This is a genomic window from Chlamydia ibidis 10-1398/6 (assembly GCF_000454725.1).
Taxonomy (GTDB): domain Bacteria; phylum Chlamydiota; class Chlamydiia; order Chlamydiales; family Chlamydiaceae; genus Chlamydia; species Chlamydia ibidis.
Window position 1 is genome coordinate 194,164 of the sequence record NZ_APJW01000003.1, and the last position, 19,057, is coordinate 213,220.

Genomic DNA, 19,057 nt, shown 5'->3' on the forward strand with positions numbered 1-19,057 from the left:
TCAAATACTTATAGGGAGTTTAATCTTTTCCACCAAATAGAGAAAGGGCTAGGACATTTAACTTACCATAATCCGGCTTACCAGTTCCTAACATAGGGATAGACTCTAACTGGTATTGATAGGATATTTTCATTATGCTACTTGTTTTTGACTCTTTAAGAATATCATTAGCTTCAGAAATGTTTGTTGCAAACGTAGTAAATAGGCATAACCTAACTTTATCTCCAGAAATAGGGGAAACTATGAGATTTGGATGATCATCAGGATACAATTTAGAAAAGCCATTTATTAAAATACTCTCTAAAGCCTCTAGACTAACCATTTCTCCGCCTATTTTAACAAATCTACTCAATCTGCCTTTTAGGAATAATTCACCCTTGTGATTAAGGTAGCCTAAGTCTCCTGTAACATACCAGAGATCTCCTCCTAAATTAATAAAACCACGATGCTGAGTGTCGCCTAAATAACCATGAAACAGCGATGTACCACGAACTACGACTAATCCTACTTCTCCAGAAGATACAGGAACATTTGTTTCCTCTGAAATAATCAATACGTCCATTCCCTCTATGGGAATGCCGACACACGCTTCACTATTTGTACTATCTGGAGTAGTCACCGAAATTACCGGTGAACACTCTGTTGTCCCGTATCCCTGATACAATAAAGTATGAGGAAGCATTGATAAAGCTTCCTTATGCAAAGATTCCTTGAATACGTCTCCCCCAATCACAACAAAACGTAAAGACTGTAATTTCGCTTCTAACTTTTTTGCTGTTTTTAAAATGTAGTCAAAAAATACTGGAGTACTTCCCAAAAAGGTAACTTGGGTCTCTTCCATCAATTCGACTATCTTTTTAGGATATAAAGGATTATAAGCAAAAACAACGGGTAATCCGGTTAGTAGAGGGAAAAGGGCACAACAATTGAATCCATAAGCATGAAATGGTGGTAAAAAAGACATCATAACATCAGTAGATGTTGGATCAAAAAACTTTAAACATGCTTTTTGGTTAGCAATTAAATTGGCATTAGTTAAAGGAACTCCCTTAGGCAATTTTTCAGTACCCGAAGTAAATAAAATCACAGCAATATCATCCGGAGATTTTCCTGATACCTTGAATAACTTTAATAACCATCGATGAGGCAAAGAAAAGAAACAAGCTGTCCTCAACTTATCCCACAAAGACATCTGATTGCGGACATCTTCCATATAAATAAATTCAAAGGGATAGATAGCGTCTTCGCCGTGTACCTGATGAAGATGCTGCACTAATTTCCTGGACGTTAGTACATGATTTACTTCGGATAATTGTGATGAAGCTTCGATCTCTCTCAAACCTTGGCTCCAATTGATCATCACTGGGATCTTATTTGCCAGTAGCACCGCAAAATAAGCTATATATGCTCCGATTGAAGAAGGCATCATAATGCCAATGTGTTGGTCAGGATATGTAGCAATCTTCAATGATAAAGCAATGACAGCTTTTTTCACTTGAGCATAGGAAAATTTACCCACCTGTTCGTCATAACAAGCAGATTCTACACCCATTTCGGAACATAGAATAAAAAAACTTTCTAATATTGTGTTTGACACACGTAATCGTATTTTTCGATGTTCAGAAGTATTCCAAAACTGATGCATGTTATCCTTCCTAAGCTATGCATAAGGGACTTCTACAGGTAAGTTTTCATCGCATTGATTAAACCAAGAAGTAAGAAATGCGTTTAGGTCTTGTTTTTTAGAAAATTTCTTCAAAAAAGCATTATCGATTTGTTGGATTCTTATTAATACACTTCGCTTAGGCATGAAAAATAATCCGCGACAAAGCAAAGCTTTTAAACTTTCTTTAAATACCGATCCTAATTTTGGAGTAGTTCCAGTTTTATAACGTGAAAAAGAACTTCCCCAAAGTCCGGAAATTCTCACCAAAAATACATTGCACTCCTTAGCTCTGTGCAATAACACATACGCAGAATACTGATTAACTATTTCTTCTTTACCATTCCTTGACAATCTGCCAGAGGGATATAGGAGTAAACTTTCTCCGGCATTCAAAGCATCAGTAGCTTGTGTATAGAAATGTTCCATTTGAGCAATTATGCTTTTACATTCTTTCCCAGGAGTAACTCTAGGGACAGGGATTGCTCGAACAGAATTCAGCAACCAGCGTACAAAAGGACTATGGAATAGATAATCAATGGCTAAAGGACGCACACGAAATCTTGGCCAAAAAAGATATTCCAAAATGACAGGATCAATTTCTGCGACATGATTTGACAAAAATAAAGATCCAAGATTTGCGTTCGGACGCAAAGACTCTAGACCTTCGAGTTTTATGTTGTACCGCAACTTTAATGCAGATCCCACTAAAAACGCATAGATCGTTTCATAAACAATACGCCACGCCTTAATCAGCATATAAGCCCTTTCTTTATGCTACCAATATCACCATAGATCTTCTCTCAAGTTTAACATAATCCTTGCTTTTGATAATATGATTTGCGTTGCCAAATGGGAAGCTCTCGGGTTTGGTTTTTACTTGAACTCTTTTCTTTATATCCTTAAAACTCAACCCCATGTGTTTTGATTTGTTCGGAGCTTATATTTTCTTCATTTAGAAATTTTTTCCCAATTAGTTGTCACCTACCCTTCCTAACTGTGTGGGTTTCTGGCTTCTATAGACTAGCTTCATTTTCCCATTTGTATGTGCGAGAAAGATCATGGTCGCGCAGTGATCTCCTAAGGATTCTAAATATACTCGAAGGAAAGAAATTCTATGCCCTCCCGATTACTAGATTATCAGAAAGCTGTAGAAGTTATAGTAGAGGAGGTAATGAATGAATTGATGCTTTATCGCAATACTTTTCCTCTAGTCCCCTGCTGGAATAAACCAGATCTATCGTGTGTCACTCCAGCAGATTATGCTATCCAATTTTTTTTAAGAAAAAAACTAACACTTTCTTTCCCTCATATTTCTTTTGTTGGAGAAGAAGTCTTATATCCTCAAGAAGATCAGTATAAAATTCCAAGAATTTTAGAATTCATTCATAGACTATCTCCTGAAGTCACTGAAGCTGAACTATTTTATGTCTTAAGGCCTTGTGAACGTGATGCTGAACTATTTTGGCTAGTTGATCCTATTGATGGGACATCAGGATTCATTAAGAATAGATCCTTCGCAATAGCGGTTGCATTAATGTATAACGCGCAACCAGTACTATCTGTAGTCGGTTGTCCTTATACTAGAGAGACATTCAAAATATATTCAGCATCCAAAGGTTCTGGGTTGTTTGCATTCGGATCAGGAATTGGAGCAAAGAAAGCTATCCGCTCTGGATTGACCCCTACAGGAAAATTTTGTGAGGCTTCTCTAGCTGCAAGAAATCAACAACACAACGCAACACGACAACTCAGTCTTTCTCTTCCTAGTCAGCCGCAAGCTCACCGAGTTGATAGTCAATACAAATACGCTATGGTTGCGGAAGGAGCTGCGGATTTTTTTATCCGTTATCCTTTTATCATTTCCGATGCCCGTATTTGGGATCACGCCCCTGGAGCATTTTTAGTAGAAGAAGCGGGGGGTAGAGTCTCTGACTTATTGGGCAATCCCTTAAGTTATGACATAGATAACATGATTTTAAATAACCATCCGGTCATCTTAGCATCTGGGAACTCTCACATTCATGAGACTACCCTGGAAGCTTTACGCAAGCACTTTTCTTTGAACACACTCGATTTCGAAACTCTTCCCAAAAAACATCGAAAAATGGCAGAACTAAATCATTCTAAAATCTAGCTATCGTTACCAGGACAAGTTTCTAATCCTAGAAAAACTAAGGAACTCAAAAACTTTCCGCCTACACGTGAGCAGCAAGCTTACTTTCCACTATCCTATCAGACAGTGTGACAATATCTTGATTAGTTGCTTTGCTCTGATCATAGAGATCTTTTAATATCTCTGGCAACTTTTGCACTCTGCTCAAGACATATTTTGGATCATATGGACGACCTACCGCCAAAGATACATTCAACAAGCCCCCAGCATTTACCAAATAATCAGGAGCATACAGAATACCTTTATTATGAAGTTCAGCTCCTAGAGAAGGATTTTCCAACTGGTTATTTGCAGCTCCAACAATAGCCTGACACCGCAGTGTACTGATACTTTCCTCATTGACAACACCACCGAACGCACATGGACAGAAAATATCACACTCTAAAGAAGGAAACGCATCCTTAGGTACGACAGTTGCTCCATAAAACTTGGCCAAATCACATAATATGGCCTGGCGGGTATCCGATATAATCACATCTGCACCTTCAAAAAAAGCTGCTCTTGCTAATCTGCTACCGACAGCACCCACACCCTGAATACCAATTCTTTTACCTTTTAGGGAAGAAGTACCCCACAATCTACGTGCTGTTTCCTGAATACAGAGAAATACCCCGTGAGCAGTATAAATAGACGGATCTCCGCTAACACTCTCTATACCGCAAACATAAGGAGTTTCCTCATGCATGATGGTAATATCTCTGACGGTTACTCCGAGATCTTCGGCAGCAATATAGCTGCCTTCCAAGGTATTTACTGCTTGCCCAAACGCTCGCAACATATCTTCGGTTGGTCGAGAACATCCCTTAGGCAAAATGATAACACTTTTCCCTCCGCCTGTTCCGGTATCACTTAAAGCCGCTTTATATGTCATACCTCGAGACAAACGTAGAGCATCAGTAAGAGCGTCATCAAACGTATTGTATGCAAAAGCACGAACACCTCCCAAGGAAGGTCCCATAACAGTCTGGTGAATAGCAATAATTGCATGTAGATGAACACTAGGACAAGTAACCTCTAAGACACGCTCGTAATTTGGCACGTCAATATCTTTGAAGACTAAAGGATAATTCATAAGCTAGAATTAACTTCTTAAATAATTTATAACAACCCAGTATTGTATAGGTCTAATTAAAAGTCAATTAACCTACCTCTCTAGCTTCTCTTAAAATTCTACACATGTTAGGCTAATTCTCTCTAGAAAGTGATTAATTTAAACTTAGTGTAAATAAGAGAGGCCTATGTCCAAAAACCGATCTCACGCGCTTGTACACCCCTGGCACGGACCTGAACTAACTCAGAACAACTATCAGTCCCTCTGCTGCTATATTGAAATTACGCCCCAGGATTCTGTCAAATTTGAGCTGGATAAAGATTCTGGGTTGCTAAAGGTTGATCGTCCACAAAAATTTTCAAATTTCTGCCCTTGTTTGTATGGGCTACTACCTAGAACATATTGTGGCGATCTCTCAGGAAAATATAGCGGTGAGCAAAGCTGCAAGGAGAATATTTCAGGAGACGGAGATCCATTAGATATATGCGTGTTAACCGAAAAGAACATCACACATGGTAATATCCTACTACAAGCACGTCCTATTGGAGGTTTGCGTATTATTGATTCCGGAGAAGCCGACGATAAAATTATCGCAGTTCTTGAAGATGACCTAGTATTTGGAGGAATTCAAGATATTTCGGACTGCCCAGGAACTGTACTAGATATGATTCAACACTACTTCCTAACATATAAGGCAACACCTGAACACTTAATGAATGCGAAACCTGCTAAAATAGAAATTGTAGGGATCTACGGCAAAAGAGAAGCAGAGAAGGTAATCGATCTAGCGCATCAAGACTATCTAAATTATTTTTCTGAATAAGAAACTCTGCTAAAATAACCATCTGAGGAGAGCAAACTCTCCTCAAAACGAACAGTTATGAAAAGAGAAAACTATTAACAAATTTGTCTGCTTCCGAGGCAACTTCTCGTATCTCAGGAAAACTTAGCAGGCGGAGTCCCTCTTGAAAGCTTAGCCATTGCCATTCTAAGATTTCCTCAGGATCTGCGTGAACATCTCCCTTCACTTCTGCCAAAAAGTAAGTCACTTCTTTGCGAATAAATATTTCATTATCATTAAAAGAATAGCTCTCCACTAAAACCTTAGGGAAAAAGTTAACAACACTTAAGCCTGTTTCTTCAACTAACTCTCTTTCTGCTGCCTCCTGAGGTCCCTCTTTATCTTCAGCATGGCCTTTTGGGAACCCCCAATGCTTGCCGTGCGTATGGCAGATAAAACAAGCTTTTAAGGTACTTCTATCTGGAGTGCCAAAAAACTTTACAGGAATAATACCAAAAGAATACTCGTACTTTGTCTTTATCATAATTAGGGTATGTACCTCGAGAATAATATCGTTGAATTATGTCCACCAAAACCAAAAGAGTTTGACATAGCTACATCAATATCCCAATCTTGAGCTTTGTGTGCAACCAGATCTAAACCTTCAATTTCTATGATTGGATTCTCTAAATTAATTGTGGGATGTAATTTTCCTGTCTGTATTGCTTGGATAGTAGCTATAGCTTCAACTCCGCCTGCTGCTCCTAAACAATGCCCTATGAGGGATTTTGTAGAGTTCATTCGCATATTTTTGATATGACTACCAAAGGCCTTTTTTACTGCCAACACCTCAGATATATCTCCTAAAGGGGTGGACGTGCCATGCGCATTAATATAGTTGACACGTTCCCTCTCGATACCTGCACTTTCCAAAGCCCCAAGAATACAAGAAGTAATTCCTTCACCATCATCTCTTGGAGCAGTGATATGAAAGGCATCACAAGTAGTGTATCCCCCCAAAATTTCAGCAAAAATCGGTGCTCCTCTTTTTTGGGCGTTCTCTAATGTTTCCAATACCAGTACACCAGCCCCCTCTCCTATTACGAAGCCATCGCGATCACGATCCCAAGGTCTAGACGCTTGCTCGGGCGCATCATTTCTTTCCGACAGTGCCCGATTAGCGATAAATCCTGATAATCCTACACGATTGACAGCTGCTTCAGTGCCACCACACACAATCATATCCGCACGACCAGAAACAAGATGCTGATAGGCAGCATCAATACAATAATTTGACGTTGCGCATGCTGTTGATATAGAATAATTAGGACCCATTAAACCAAAATCCATAGCAACCAGTGCTGGCGCCATATTAGTTATAATGTAAGGAATAAAGAACGGGGACAACTTTTTATTTCCGCAAACTAACTTCTCCATGCCCTCATCTAAAGTTTGCAAGCCTCCCATACCGGACCCGATAACCACCCCACAGCGATGAGGATCAGCAGGCAAATTATCTTTATCCCACCGAGACATAGCAATAGCTTTTTTAGCTGCGACCATAGCATATGTAATGAAAGGATCTACTCGACGTGCCTGTTTCTTGTCTAAATAGGGCTCTGGATTAAATTCAGGAATCCAACCAGCAAACCGCGTAGCATAATCCTCACAAGGAAATGATGTAATTGTACGCACGCCACTTGTGCCGGCCAACAAATTGTCATAAAAAGCATCCACTTCATTGCCCAAGCAAGAAACTACACCCAATCCTGTGACTACTACACGCTTTTTATCCATAAAACCATTCCACCTCACTAAGAAGCTAGGAGCTTGGACGTTATAATTGATCCATCCTTCCACAGCTCCTCTAACCGATATTGCTCTCTTACAGAAGAAACAAAGAGATGGATAACTATAAATCCATAATCTATAACTACCCAGTCACTATGGCTTAATCCGTCAACATGCAGAGGCGAAATATCGTGTGACTTTAATTCCTCCACAATATTGTCAGCCAAAGCTTTCACATGTACTCCAACATTCCCCTCTGCAAAGACAAAATAATCCGTAAGCTGGGAAATAGAACGAACATCCAGAACAACAGGGTTATTGCCCTTCTTGCTATCAATAACCTTGGCTATTACTTTCAATAAATTAAAACAAAATAATTCCATAGAAACCGGCTCGAGGATACTCGATTATCTAGGATAAGGTCGAGCTTTTTTTAATCTTTCTGATTTCAAATTATATTCCAATAATACTTCCGAGCCATTTTTTTTAAACGACCAGTAGGGCGAACTACGGTCTTCTCTTCCCCAAGAAGCAAAAAAGGCAAGTCCAGAATATGATCCGAAAACGTATGACTCCTGACTCCGCCTATCTTCTTTAAATAGCTTAAAATTTTTGCTTTCCTTTTGCCAGTTAAACACTGATTTTCGACTGCTTGATTTTCAAAATAATTTTTATAAGAAGAAGCATACCAAAGACTGACTCCCAACCTCTTTGCTATAGGCCCTACAATAAAATCTGGAGAAGAAGAAAAAATAATTACCTCTCCTCTAGGATCATGCAGTGCTTCATCCAACTTTTCCAAAATCGGAGAATAAAAAGCTCCTATATTCAACTGATTAACAAAATCATGAGCTACAGAATATAGGTCGTCTGAAGAAACTGAAGAAAGAAGATTAGAAACAATCCCAGAATAAAAAGCAGAAAGATCAAAAAAAAACGGAAACAAAGAAAGGACCTGAGACAAGTAGGAAGGGTTTTATAGGGGAACAAGCCATGCCGCAAAGCATATTTATAAAACCCAAAGCTACTATTTCCCTTCAATAGGGTGCCATCCAAATCAAAAGCGTATATACAAGCACGTCTCATGTCAACTGCTGAATTTGTCGCCTCAAATCAAGAATTGCCGCATCAAGTTCCTCAATGGCAAGTTTGTCCTCTTCAACAAGAGCACTATATTGCATAGCTCGATCAAAATCCAACCCAGAGGATCCTAGAAGTTTCTTATCTTTTTCTAATTTATCCTTCAATTCTCTACGACGTTCTAATCTTTGTTCCAAAACTTGACGCATATTTATCAATTTTTCACGAGAATCTGGAGAAGATAAGAGCTGTTCCTCAAAAAAAGCAACAATATGCTGCCAAGCAACATTCAACTTATTATCTAAAGATATTTTTTGTGTTGGAGAAAGGAAAGAAACTTTACCAAGAGCATCTTTGAGCTCTTGCCACTCTACTCGAGCGTTAGGAGAAATATTTTTAACACTACACGCAGTCGCAAATTCCGAGATTCTATCACTAAGCAACTGAATCGCTTCTTGCTTTACCTGTCTATCCTTTGCTAGTTGCTCCTGATAAACTTTCTCAGCTAGGTCCTGTTTTTCCTTAAGAAGATCAAAAAGTGTCTGCAATTCATTCTTTAATGCAACAACATCATCATGGATAAGATCCACAGCTCGTATATGTTTAGCAATTCCGTCCAAATATTTGCGAATCTGCAAGAGATCAACACCATTATCCAACATTTGGCGTCCCTCAGAAAGTTGCCTGCGCACCTCCTGAGAGTTCTCTGCAGAAACAATACGAAGACGTCCCTGTTCTTGCCGAATTTCTTTCTCTAACCCCTTCAGCTGATCCCAACACTCACTCAACTTCAAACGCGTTTCTGAGAACACAGTCGAAGACACTGCTAAGGACTTAGCCGCCTGCTGAAGACTTTTGATCTCCTTCCTTAAAAAAAAAACAGAACGCTTCAATGCGTCTTTATCGGCATGAGAAAAATATCGAGATACAAAAGAATTAACATCCCCTAAAAATGCCGCACTCACCTGTTCTATAAGCTCTTTTCTCTTAGGAAACACATGATTCCCTAAAGCAGACAATCTTTGAAAAAATCTGCTCTTAAGGCGCATACGCATACCGACGTTCATAAGTTCCTTGCGAAGATCTATAATCTTCGTAGAAAAACTACTAAGCCAGAGTAACGAACTGTGCAATGCCTTATAAAAATCTTTATGTCTATCTAAGGCATGAGTCTCTAAGAAACTAGCATCACTCTCTTGAGTATTAACAGAACTATTACCTTCTAAAAAAAGAGCTATATCTTGCTCAAGACAAGATATAGCTAATTCAATCTGTCCAACAACAAAAGTACCCTCTTCATCTTGAAGAGTTTTGATGTGGCGTCCCTCTTTCGTCAAATCAATATAACGACGCCAATAATCGGAACGCTTAGAAGTATTATCCACTTGATGGAAAAGTGGCAAGCAATGCTTACGGATCGTCCAGAACAACTTTAAATCAGCTCCCTGGGGACTTCTCAAAGCCTGCTCCATTCGGTCTAAACTGAAAGCCACCTGTTCTTCCACTGAAGAAAAAGCGGACAATTCTTGAGTAAATATAGTGAAGGATTCATTAATCATTGTGGAATTAGAAACTTCATCTCCTTTGATGGAAAATTCCTCTCTAGAAACCACTGTAGAACCTTGTTCTGCTTCTGAAGAATGAAAGCTGTTGTCTGAAGTATCCATAATAACAACTTAGGGTGTAGGGCTTGACAAAGAAAAATGAATAGAAGATAAAGTGTGCTTCCGCAGGCTATTATCGTCAATGGTTTTTATGAGCTTGTCGACCAGAATCTCCGTCCCCGAAGCTTTTGAGTTATTCACCTCTAGTCCCTTAGAAGAAATACAAAAGATAGCAGATAATTTACGAAGAAGCCGCCATCCTGGTAATAAAGTTACCTATGTCCTGGATGCGAATCCCAATTATACAAACATTTGTAAAATTGATTGTGCATTTTGCGCTTTCTATAGAAAGTCATCCTCACCTGACGCGTATCTTTTGTCGTTTAATGACTTCCGCATCCTAATGGAACGATATGTTTCTATGGGAATAAAAACTGTCTTGCTTCAAGGCGGAGTCCACCCAAATGTTGGGATCGATTACTTAGAGGAACTATTACGTATTACTATTCAAGAATTCCCTTCTATACACCCGCATTTCTTCTCTGCCGTAGAAATTAGTCATGCTGCTTGTGTATCTGGAATTAGTCTGGAGGAAGCTTTAACACGTCTTTGGGATACAGGACAGCGAACTATTCCTGGCGGAGGAGCAGAAATTCTCTCAGAAACTGTTAGAAAAATCGTATCGCCAAAAAAAATGGGGCCTAATGGTTGGATTGACTTTCACAAGCTAGCACACCGTATAGGATTTCGTACAACCGCTACGATGATGTTTGGACATGTTGAATCCTCTCAAGACATTCTATTACATCTAGATACTTTACGTAACGCACAAGATGAGAAGCCGGGATTCTACAGTTTTATACCCTGGAGCTATAAACCAGGTAATACTGCCTTACGCCGTCGTTCCCCTAAACAAGCTTCTCCCGAATTATATTATCGTGTGCTTGCCCTTTCTAGAATCTTTCTTGACAACTTTGATCACATAGCCGCCTCATGGTTTGGAGAAGGAAAAGATATGGGTGTTCAAGGGTTGCATTATGGAGCTGATGATTTCGGCGGCACCATTATCGATGAAAGTGTTCATAAATGTACGGGATGGTCACTTAAAAGTTCTCAAGAGGAGATGTGTGAAATGATAAGATCGCAAGGGTTCACCCCAATTGAAAGAAATACATTCTATCAGCATTTATCCGGCTAACCATGAAGAAAATAATCTTGAGCTATCTTCTGCGCTATTGATTCTGCCGACATCCCTAATGTATTGATATTCTGAAATGTAGAATACCTTCTAAACCATGTTTTTTGCTTTTTAGTATACTGCCAACTGTTGGCAATAAATTGTTCCTTAGTTTGTTCATATAGCTCGCTCCCTCCTCCACGATTTAAAAAATCTATCCATTCACGATACCCAATAGCCTTAGATGCTGATGGGTTATCCAGAAGCCCTTGATTAAGCAAATTAGCAACCTCATCAATTAACCCATCCTCTAACATCTTTTCACAACGATTAATAATATTATTTTTTAGGACATCTTTCGGAGGGGATAAAAACCATCCACGACAATTAAATTCCTTAGGGTTAGAGGACTTAGAAACCCAAGAATGTTCGGATACTTTTTTACCCGTAATATGAATAATTTCTAATCCCCGAATAATTTTATTCCTATCATTTTTAGTAATCGTACGAACATATTCAGGATCTTTCCTTGCGAGATTCTCATACAAAGGAGACAGGCCATGCTCCTCTATAGAAGATAATAACTGTTGCCGAAACTCGTTATCTGCTGGGGGACCTTCAGGAGGCCCAACGAGAAAAGTATGAAAATAAAAACCTGAACCACCTACTAATATAGGAACCTTATTCCTTGCAAGAATACTCTGACAAGCCTGCACAGCATGATAATAAAAATCGACAGCGTTAAATAGTTCTTGGACATGACAAATATCTATGAGATGGTGTGGAATAGACTTACGTGAAGACAAAGGGACCTTGGCAGTACCAATGTCCATACCACAATAAACCTGCATAGAGTCAACAGAAACCACTTCCCCATTAATCATAGGAGCTAGATACAAAGACACTTCGGTTTTTCCTGAAGCTGTGGGTCCAGCCAACAAAACCACGGAGCGCTTGAACAGTTTTACAAAAGATTTTTGAGGGTCTAGGCAAATATCACATTCAGTAGAATTGTTGTGATTGGAATAGAATTCAGGAGGACGCATACTCGAAATTAAAACTTAGCAAAACATTCTTGTTCTGAGCTACAAACTGGTAATAGCTGATCTATTCCGGCCATATGAACCACTTCATTTACAGAGGGTTGCACACAACAAATACACAGTAAGCCACTCTGCTTTTGCATTAATTTGGATACAGAAAATAGCAGACGGATACCCGCACTACTCATGTAGGTTACTCCTTGAAAATTTAAAACCAGTTTCCTGACCCCTTCGATCACCCTAGATTCCAAGAAATCCTGTATTTTTGGAACAGAGATAGCATCTAATGCACCCTCTAAAGCCACAATTAAAATATCATTAAACAATCTAGACGAACTTTTCATGATATAATCTCCTAGTACTACCTCGCAAATATTAGCCATATTATTTACGATAAAGATAAAAAACAATGTGCTCCCATGGCAAGAAGCTTGCTTAAAATGCTTTTTTCTCCCGGACCAAGATATTCTTTTACCCATGCACTTGGGTATATCACCTTAAGCGTGCTTATCTTTGTTCCCACAGCACGTTGGCTATTGTTCCCTGACGTTTCTTGCATATCAGAAGGGAAACCTGTTCCAATAAAGAATATCTTTCTTATGCCGATGTCGCAAAACAAACTTCAAGGGACAATATTCTCCGAACTACTTGAGCTTTACGCAGACAGCCCCTCGTACTTAAACCAGTTTTCTACCAAACAAGCAGAAATTCTACTAGAGAAGCAAAAAGTATTCTCCCATATTGCCATAAAAAAAGTTCCTGATAATAAAGGCATTGTCATCTCTTATGCTTTACATACTCCGATTGCGTATTTAGCGAATAAAACAAATACCTTGATCGACCAGTCTGGGAATTTTTTCCCATGCCAACCTTTCTTTAGACCTTTAAAACTCCCTAGAATCTTCTTTGCTAAACAAGATCTAGAATATCCTGTTTTGCCAAGCTGGAAAATGGATATCATTAGCATTCTTTTGAGAGAACTAATGAATGATGTCCCAACATCTATTGATGTTTCCTCTACAGACAACTATCCCGGAGAAGTAGTGATCACCTTACATTCTGGTACACTTCTACGTTTGAGGCGTAATTCTCTAGAAAAAGCGATCAAATGTTACCATATCGCACGTGAACGTCAATTAATTAAGCAGGACAAGCAATATTTAGTTGATCTACGATTCCCTAACTATCTTTTAGTAAAAGAACTATGACTAAACAATCCAATCGCACATCTTGTTTCTCCTTATATGTCTCTGACATAAAAAACACTAATTAAATAGTACAAATATATACTTTTCAAACACGTCCTAATTTCATTCCTTCTTTGATGTAATCCTCAACTAGTTTTACAAGAGTAGAACTAAAAATACCAACCCAGAAAATCTATATAAGACTTTAATTCCTATAGAGTTATATGGATCGAGAAAACCATAGCTCCTCATTATATAAATAAGATATTTTCACTAGTTGACTTAAAAACCGCCCCAGAAATACCTGAGAGACAAAAAAAGATTGACGTTATTTTTAAAATTGGTATAATATTTTTTGGGACTTGGAAGGAATAGGAATGGATTTCTTCTTTTTCCACACCTTAATTTAATTTGGATTTTATGGAAGAGTTTGTAGCATATATCGTTAAGAATTTAGTTGCCGATCCTGAAGCTGTGGAAATTCGTTCTATTGAGGATGAGGCAAATGAATCTATAAAGTTAGAGATCCGTGTGGCTCCTGATGACATTGGGAAAATCATAGGAAGACGAGGCAACACTATACATGCTCTAAGAACTATTCTTAGACGGGTGTGCGCTCGATTAAAAAAGAAAATACAGATTGATTTGATTCAACCTGAAACAAGTGAAGATACTGTAAATAGTATTGCTAGTGACTTTTGTTCTAATTCCGATTCTAAATCAGATATCTCTTATTCGAGTTGCTGTGTAGAAGCCACTTGTTGTACACCTACTGAAGATGTCGACATCTATTCTGAGAATGAATCGGTTTGCGACTGTAACCACGACCACCCTTCTGCGTAGTCTTTCTTTCTTTTCTTATCTAGATGTATTTCATGAAAGGTGCTTTAAAGCTAAGAACTCTTTATGAGTTTTTAGCTTTTCTTTATTAGAGGATCTATACAACATAATTTTGTTAATCTAGATTTACGATTATTAAACTGATACATTGCTTCGATGATCATATGATGCGCTATTTCTGCAATAGTCCATCCATTACGAGTAAAAGAAGCAAGAAACGGACTACACCTCGTCATCCCTGGAATAGGATTAATTTCAGATAACCAAAACATTCCTTCTTCATCTAGGAAAAAATCAATCCGACTTGACCCTTGGCCTTTAATAGCTTGGAAAGCTATTCTAGCTAGGTTCTTTACGCGATTCTTCTGTTCCAGAGATAAATCTATATCAAATATTATCTCAGCACTAGCATGCCCATCAAAGCCATATTTTTCCTTGTAACTAATAAACCCTGATTCCCCACGTCTTTCATGAGGATCAGCTATGTAATAACTACCAGAACTATCTCCTAAGCACGAGACTTCGATTTCTCGGGATCCCAAACGATGTTCTTCAACAAAAACATCCGTATCATAAAGAAAGGCTTCTGTTACTTTTTCGTATAGCTCCTCTTCACTATTTACTTGATACACTCCTATGCTTGACCCGAGGTGTGCAGATTTAACAAACATAGGAAAAGAGAAGTCTTCCAGGATCCTATAAACACATACTTTAGGATTATGCTGCCACATATGTAATGATATTGGATGATAAGGCACCACAGGAACCCCTGAGGAAGAGACTAATTGCTTAGTGATAACTTTATTCATAGCCACTGCTGCTGACAAGACAGATGGGCCAGTATAAGGTTTACCAATAATCTCTAAAAAACCTTGCATAGCTCCATCTTCACCGAATGGTCCATGCAAAACTGGAATAATACAATCCATCTCGTTTAAAGAGGATACTATTTCAGAAGATAGCACATGACTTCCCTGGTCCGCATAATTCGCCTCAGGAAAGATTGCACTAACCTTTGTCCACAATCCCTGACGACTTATAAGAAAGTAGTGTACATCGTACCAATCTTTTGGAAGTTGCTCAGAAAAATACTTAGCAGACAATACGGATATATCGTGTTCACAAGATTCTCCACCATAAATGATGCCCAAAGACAATTTTTTAGGTTCAAAGTATTCTAGGGCAGTACCTATAGCATAAATACTTCCGGCACCCAAAGAAATACAAACATCATGTAAACGAATATTTAAACGCAAGTAGTCAACAAGCTCATCATAAGGGACATAGACACAGTTAACATGAGAATGATTTATAATCTGATTAGCTAACTCTTCCTCTGATAAAGAATGTATACGAGCCTCTCCAGCACTATAAATATCCGTGAGAATAACCTGATCTGCATTCAAGAACGCTTTTGGGAATGAATCCAAGCAATCTTTTAATCTAGAAAATCTATGTGGTTGGCAAATAGCTATCAACCTACGCATACCGATAGCCTCTCGCACAGCTCTCAGAGTACACACAATTTCAGAAGGATGATGTGCGTAATCTTCTAGGAACAAAAATTTATCAGAAATGTTTCTACGTTCTAAACGTCTTTGAACTCCTGAAAAATTCTCCAATGCACTACGTATACTATCCTCTTTAATACCAAAAAGAAGAGCTATGCCAATTGCTGCAGCAGCATTAGCAATATTATGTGTCCCAATAAGATTCAAAGTAATGTCAGTATACTTTCTCCCTAAGAATGAAATAGAAAACACAGATTGCCAACCTACCTGTTTATGGGAGAAAATGTGTAAGGCACATTCAGGAGAAAAACCATACGAAGTCCCGTGAATTTTTCCCTTCAAATGTGGGCAATCTCCATTATAGAAGCAGTATTTCATGTCGAAAACTTTACGAGAAAAATCCTGTAAAGCTTTTAGCAACTCTTCACGACATCCATGATAATTCTGTAAATGTTCGTCATCAAGATTAGTAAGAATTACGGCATACGGAGTATAGTGATATAATGATCCATCACTTTCATCCGCTTCTGCTATAAAATAATCAGAGGATCCAGAATAACCATTCAAAGATTCAGAATTTAGCCCCCCAATTGCATAGGATGGATCTCGGTTATCTGCACGAAATATAGCTGCAATTAAAGAAGAAACTGTTGTTTTTCCATGACTACCAGATACGAGAATACTGGTAGATTCTTGGATCAGTTCTGAGAGTAATTCAGCCCTATGGATAATTTTTAGTGATTTATTTAGAGCTGTTTGATACTCAATGTTATCCTTTGTGATCCCAGAGCCATATACAACGATACCAGAATCAGGGATGTGTTTAGCACTATGCCCTAAAAAACATAGAACACCCTTTTCTCTAAGTTTTTGGATTGTCTTTCCCTCAGCTAAATCACTGCCCGTTACATGATAACCTCGATCCACTAAAATATGAGCCAACGCACTCATACCTATCCCCCCAATACCAATGAAATGATAGTGCGAACTTTGACTCATATATTGACCTATAAACATTCACAAATGAATTGGTAAAAAGACTTAGCTACCTTTTTCTTGTTGTATATCTGAAGCGCCTGTCGCCTATTCTGTATAGTCTGTGAATCTAGAGCAAGTAAAACATTCGTAGCCAAAGACTCTTTACTCAACTGCTTCTGAAGTAACATTGATCCTGCGCCAAGAGTGTAAGCTAAAAATTTCGCATTTTCTTCTTGATGACCATAAGCTCCGGGATATGGTACCAATACGGAGGGAACTTGTGCCCATAAAATCTCATCTAAAATAGTGGCGCCTGCACGACTAATAACCAAATCTGAGGATTGTAAGACGCTAAGCATATCACCTTCAAAATTTTTCACATAAGCCGGTATACCTAAACGATCATATAACAATTGAATAGGTTCTGTAGGATTCTTCATTCCTGTAATATGATAAACACACAAATTACCATACTGTTTACTCACAGTTGCAAGAGCAGGAGGCACTATAGTATTCAATACTTTGGCTCCTTGAGATCCACCTACTACACAAATTTTCGGAGAAAGTTGAGAAAAATCTTTAACAAAACAATTCACTTGCGCGTATTTCCTTCTTGGTAAGCTTACTTCTTCAGCACGACAAGGAAAATGCTCAGAAGCTGCTCTAAAAGACAATCCTACCCCCCTAGCAAATCGAGAAAACAACTTATTGACTTTGCCTGGGATAAGATTTTGCTCATGCAAAAATATAGGAATCTTATTTCTCAATGCAGCTAATAATACAGGAAGAGAATGATAACTCCCAAAGCCGATAGTAATGTCTGGTTGATAATTGACAAATTCTCTGCAAGCCTTACGGTAACCCGATAATAGACTCGCTATCTGAGAAATACTTCTTATAGGATGTGAGAGCACCGGCAACCCTGAAGGAATTTCTTTATGAGGAATAGAAGAATTTTGGCTAAGGTTGGGGTGTCTTTCCAATCCCTTCCCCAAAAGTAAAATCTCAACACCTTCTTCAATAAACATCTCACTTGTTGCAAGAGCGGGGATTATATGGCCTCCTGTCCCCCCAACTGCTAAAATTACTCTTTTGATTTTTCCCATCACATACCTTCAACAGCAATGCCACACCACACATATTAGCAATTAAGGAAGAGCCCCCTTGACTAAAAAATGGTAAGTTAACTCCCTTGCTAGGGAGAAGTCCAGAGACAACACCTAGATTCATGAAAGCCTGCATACCGATAATTACGGTAACCGCGATAGCTAAGGAAGCGCCCTCAAGAGTCGATGCCTGCATGGCAATGGCATAACCACCATAAACAAAACACATGTATAGAAGTATCAAAAACAACATACCAAGAAAGCCAAACTCTTCCGCATATATTGCAGCAATATAGTCATTTTGGGCTTCTGGAAGGTACGTTAGTTTTTGTAAGCTAGCTCCTGGCCCTTTGCCAAATAATCCACCAGATCCAGCAGCAATTTTTGCCTGATAGGGCTGGTGTCCTCGCCCCTTAATATCCAGTTCGGGGTGCAAATATACATTTAATCTTTGCCGTACATACGGCATCCGATAAGCAAGAGCTCCTCCAATAACAATGACACACATTAGGGGAACTAACCAATAGCGCAAACGCACTGAAGTCATGATGAATACAGGAATTAGAGAAAATGAAATCACAGCGGCAGATCCATTATCTGGTTCTATAGCTATCAGAAAAATTGGGATAAATAGCAGGACAACAAATTTAAAAAACTTTTTAAAATCTTCTCCACACGAAGAAAAAACAAGGCGCTCTATCGCGACACAAGGGACGAGGTATTTAACAAACTCAGAAGGTTGTAAAGTTAATTGGCCTACTCCAAGCCAACGCTTTGCTCCATTGCGACATACACCTATTCCTGGGACAAGGACAAGAGCGAGCACGATACTTGCAACTAAGAGTAATGTAGGGCTCATTTTTAGGAAATCCCGCCATCCAGTCATATAAACTAGACTAGAAATCCCTAAACCTAAAATTAGATAAGTTGCTTGGCGAATTAATGCTTTATGAGTACTACAAGGGAGAGATCTGTCCAACACCTCAGCAGAAGAAGTACCAAACACCATGATCAGGCCCAAACAAAAAATACCCGCCAAACAAGAAACTACAAACCATTTCATAAATAC

Annotated in this window: 18 protein-coding genes; 5 read left to right on the top strand and 13 right to left on the bottom strand. The window is 38.7% G+C overall.

Annotated elements, in window-relative coordinates; all coding sequences use genetic code 11:
• Nucleotides 1–19: 19 nt before the first annotated feature.
• Nucleotides 20–1,645, bottom strand: coding sequence for an AMP-binding protein (locus H359_RS04360; RefSeq protein WP_020370545.1), 1,626 nt, complete (start codon nucleotides 1,643–1,645; stop codon nucleotides 20–22).
• Between the two features lie 15 nt (nucleotides 1,646–1,660).
• Nucleotides 1,661–2,422, bottom strand: a complete 762-nt coding sequence (locus tag H359_RS04365) for a lysophospholipid acyltransferase family protein (protein WP_020370546.1) — start codon at nucleotides 2,420–2,422, stop codon at nucleotides 1,661–1,663.
• Between the two features lie 358 nt (nucleotides 2,423–2,780).
• Between H359_RS04365 and H359_RS04370 the strand changes: the two genes are divergently transcribed.
• Complete coding sequence (locus H359_RS04370) at nucleotides 2,781–3,800, top strand: inositol monophosphatase family protein (protein WP_020370547.1); 1,020 nt, start codon at nucleotides 2,781–2,783, stop codon at nucleotides 3,798–3,800.
• Between the two features lie 61 nt (nucleotides 3,801–3,861).
• On the opposite strand, the gene H359_RS04375 is transcribed toward H359_RS04370, so the two are convergent.
• A complete protein-coding gene (locus tag H359_RS04375) occupies nucleotides 3,862–4,911 on the bottom strand; it encodes a Leu/Phe/Val dehydrogenase (protein ID WP_020370548.1) in 1,050 nt (349 codons plus the stop codon).
• Nucleotides 4,912–5,077: 166 nt separating this feature from the next.
• Between H359_RS04375 and H359_RS04380 the strand changes: the two genes are divergently transcribed.
• A complete protein-coding gene (locus H359_RS04380) occupies nucleotides 5,078–5,713 on the top strand; it encodes an inorganic pyrophosphatase (protein WP_020370549.1) in 636 nt (211 codons plus the stop codon).
• Nucleotides 5,714–5,768: 55 nt separating this feature from the next.
• Here H359_RS04380 and H359_RS04385 read toward each other — a convergent pair whose 3' ends face one another.
• The 5 genes from H359_RS04385 to H359_RS04405 all read right to left on the bottom strand — a co-directional run bounded on the left by H359_RS04385 (nucleotide 5,769) and on the right by H359_RS04405 (nucleotide 10,209).
• A complete protein-coding gene (locus tag H359_RS04385) occupies nucleotides 5,769–6,215 on the bottom strand; it encodes a bis(5'-nucleosyl)-tetraphosphatase (RefSeq protein ID WP_020370550.1) in 447 nt (148 codons plus the stop codon).
• Between the two features lie 2 nt (nucleotides 6,216–6,217).
• Complete coding sequence (gene fabF / locus H359_RS04390; RefSeq protein ID WP_020370551.1) at nucleotides 6,218–7,468, bottom strand: beta-ketoacyl-ACP synthase II; 1,251 nt, start codon at nucleotides 7,466–7,468, stop codon at nucleotides 6,218–6,220.
• A gap of 17 nt (nucleotides 7,469–7,485) precedes the next feature.
• Nucleotides 7,486–7,845 (bottom strand): ribosome silencing factor, encoded by a 360-nt coding sequence (gene rsfS / locus H359_RS04395; protein WP_020370552.1) that lies wholly within the window; start codon nucleotides 7,843–7,845, stop codon nucleotides 7,486–7,488.
• A 65-nt stretch (nucleotides 7,846–7,910) separates the two neighbouring features.
• Entirely contained in the window at nucleotides 7,911–8,408 is a 498-nt protein-coding gene (locus H359_RS05165) for an HAD family hydrolase (protein WP_238318216.1), read from the bottom strand.
• A gap of 136 nt (nucleotides 8,409–8,544) precedes the next feature.
• Nucleotides 8,545–10,209, bottom strand: coding sequence for a coiled-coil domain-containing protein (locus tag H359_RS04405; protein WP_020370554.1), 1,665 nt, complete (start codon nucleotides 10,207–10,209; stop codon nucleotides 8,545–8,547).
• Between the two features lie 88 nt (nucleotides 10,210–10,297).
• On the opposite strand from H359_RS04405, the gene mqnC reads away from it, so the two are divergent.
• Nucleotides 10,298–11,344 carry a cyclic dehypoxanthinyl futalosine synthase gene (mqnC, locus tag H359_RS04410; RefSeq protein WP_020370555.1) on the top strand — a complete coding sequence of 349 codons (1,047 nt, stop codon included), beginning with the start codon at nucleotides 10,298–10,300 and terminating at the stop codon, nucleotides 11,342–11,344.
• Here mqnC and miaA read toward each other — a convergent pair.
• Together miaA and H359_RS04420 are read right to left on the bottom strand one after the other, a co-directional pair.
• Complete coding sequence (gene miaA, locus H359_RS04415; RefSeq protein ID WP_020370556.1) at nucleotides 11,341–12,369, bottom strand: tRNA (adenosine(37)-N6)-dimethylallyltransferase MiaA; 1,029 nt, start codon at nucleotides 12,367–12,369, stop codon at nucleotides 11,341–11,343. The two genes, mqnC and miaA, sit on opposite strands and share 4 nt — an antisense overlap.
• Nucleotides 12,370–12,377: 8 nt before the next feature.
• The gene (locus tag H359_RS04420; protein WP_020370557.1) at nucleotides 12,378–12,710 is read right to left on the bottom strand and encodes an STAS domain-containing protein; all 333 of its coding nucleotides are present in this window, start codon (nucleotides 12,708–12,710) and stop codon (nucleotides 12,378–12,380) included.
• Nucleotides 12,711–12,806: 96 nt separating this feature from the next.
• Here H359_RS04420 and H359_RS04425 point away from each other — a divergent pair, with 96 nt between their 5' ends.
• Together H359_RS04425 and H359_RS04430 are read left to right on the top strand one after the other, a co-directional pair.
• Nucleotides 12,807–13,574 carry a cell division protein FtsQ/DivIB gene (locus H359_RS04425; RefSeq protein ID WP_238318217.1) on the top strand — a complete coding sequence of 256 codons (768 nt, stop codon included), beginning with the start codon at nucleotides 12,807–12,809 and terminating at the stop codon, nucleotides 13,572–13,574.
• Between the two features lie 399 nt (nucleotides 13,575–13,973).
• Nucleotides 13,974–14,396: a KH domain-containing protein gene (locus H359_RS04430; RefSeq protein ID WP_020370560.1), complete on the top strand. Its 423-nt coding sequence runs from the start codon at nucleotides 13,974–13,976 to the stop codon at nucleotides 14,394–14,396.
• A 71-nt stretch (nucleotides 14,397–14,467) separates the two neighbouring features.
• Here the strand turns inward: H359_RS04430 and H359_RS04435 are convergent, their stop codons facing one another.
• From H359_RS04435 to ftsW, 3 genes are read right to left on the bottom strand one after another with little or no spacing between them, the layout of a single operon-like run.
• Complete coding sequence (locus H359_RS04435) at nucleotides 14,468–16,921, bottom strand: bifunctional UDP-N-acetylmuramate--L-alanine ligase/D-alanine--D-alanine ligase (RefSeq protein ID WP_407918996.1); 2,454 nt, start codon at nucleotides 16,919–16,921, stop codon at nucleotides 14,468–14,470.
• Nucleotides 16,912–17,991 (bottom strand): undecaprenyldiphospho-muramoylpentapeptide beta-N-acetylglucosaminyltransferase, encoded by a 1,080-nt coding sequence (gene murG / locus H359_RS04440; protein WP_202897957.1) that lies wholly within the window; start codon nucleotides 17,989–17,991, stop codon nucleotides 16,912–16,914. The genes H359_RS04435 and murG overlap by 10 nt, the downstream gene beginning before the upstream one ends.
• The gene (gene ftsW, locus H359_RS04445; RefSeq protein ID WP_020370563.1) at nucleotides 17,912–19,051 is read right to left on the bottom strand and encodes a putative lipid II flippase FtsW; all 1,140 of its coding nucleotides are present in this window, start codon (nucleotides 19,049–19,051) and stop codon (nucleotides 17,912–17,914) included. The genes murG and ftsW overlap by 80 nt, the downstream gene beginning before the upstream one ends.
• Nucleotides 19,052–19,057 lie beyond the last annotated feature (6 nt).

Excerpts from the sequence above, each read along its gene's own strand:
- H359_RS04360 (WP_020370545.1), bottom strand. The coding sequence starts at position 1,645 with ATGCATCAGTTTTGGAATACTTCTGAACATCGAAAAATACGATTACGT.
- H359_RS04365 (WP_020370546.1), bottom strand. The coding sequence starts at position 2,422 with ATGCTGATTAAGGCGTGGCGTATTGTTTATGAAACGATCTATGCGTTT.
- H359_RS04370 (WP_020370547.1), top strand. The coding sequence starts at position 2,781 with ATGCCCTCCCGATTACTAGATTATCAGAAAGCTGTAGAAGTTATAGTA.
- H359_RS04375 (WP_020370548.1), bottom strand. The coding sequence starts at position 4,911 with ATGAATTATCCTTTAGTCTTCAAAGATATTGACGTGCCAAATTACGAG.
- H359_RS04380 (WP_020370549.1), top strand. The coding sequence starts at position 5,078 with ATGTCCAAAAACCGATCTCACGCGCTTGTACACCCCTGGCACGGACCT.
- H359_RS04385 (WP_020370550.1), bottom strand. The coding sequence starts at position 6,215 with ATGATAAAGACAAAGTACGAGTATTCTTTTGGTATTATTCCTGTAAAG.
- fabF (WP_020370551.1), bottom strand. The coding sequence starts at position 7,468 with ATGGATAAAAAGCGTGTAGTAGTCACAGGATTGGGTGTAGTTTCTTGC.
- rsfS (WP_020370552.1), bottom strand. The coding sequence starts at position 7,845 with ATGGAATTATTTTGTTTTAATTTATTGAAAGTAATAGCCAAGGTTATT.
- H359_RS04405 (WP_020370554.1), bottom strand. The coding sequence starts at position 10,209 with ATGGATACTTCAGACAACAGCTTTCATTCTTCAGAAGCAGAACAAGGT.
- mqnC (WP_020370555.1), top strand. The coding sequence starts at position 10,298 with ATGAGCTTGTCGACCAGAATCTCCGTCCCCGAAGCTTTTGAGTTATTC.
- miaA (WP_020370556.1), bottom strand. The coding sequence starts at position 12,369 with ATGCGTCCTCCTGAATTCTATTCCAATCACAACAATTCTACTGAATGT.
- H359_RS04420 (WP_020370557.1), bottom strand. The coding sequence starts at position 12,710 with ATGAAAAGTTCGTCTAGATTGTTTAATGATATTTTAATTGTGGCTTTA.
- H359_RS04425 (WP_238318217.1), top strand. The coding sequence starts at position 12,807 with ATGCTTTTTTCTCCCGGACCAAGATATTCTTTTACCCATGCACTTGGG.
- H359_RS04430 (WP_020370560.1), top strand. The coding sequence starts at position 13,974 with ATGGAAGAGTTTGTAGCATATATCGTTAAGAATTTAGTTGCCGATCCT.
- H359_RS04435 (WP_407918996.1), bottom strand. The coding sequence starts at position 16,921 with ATGTTTATAGGTCAATATATGAGTCAAAGTTCGCACTATCATTTCATT.
- ftsW (WP_020370563.1), bottom strand. The coding sequence starts at position 19,051 with ATGAAATGGTTTGTAGTTTCTTGTTTGGCGGGTATTTTTTGTTTGGGC.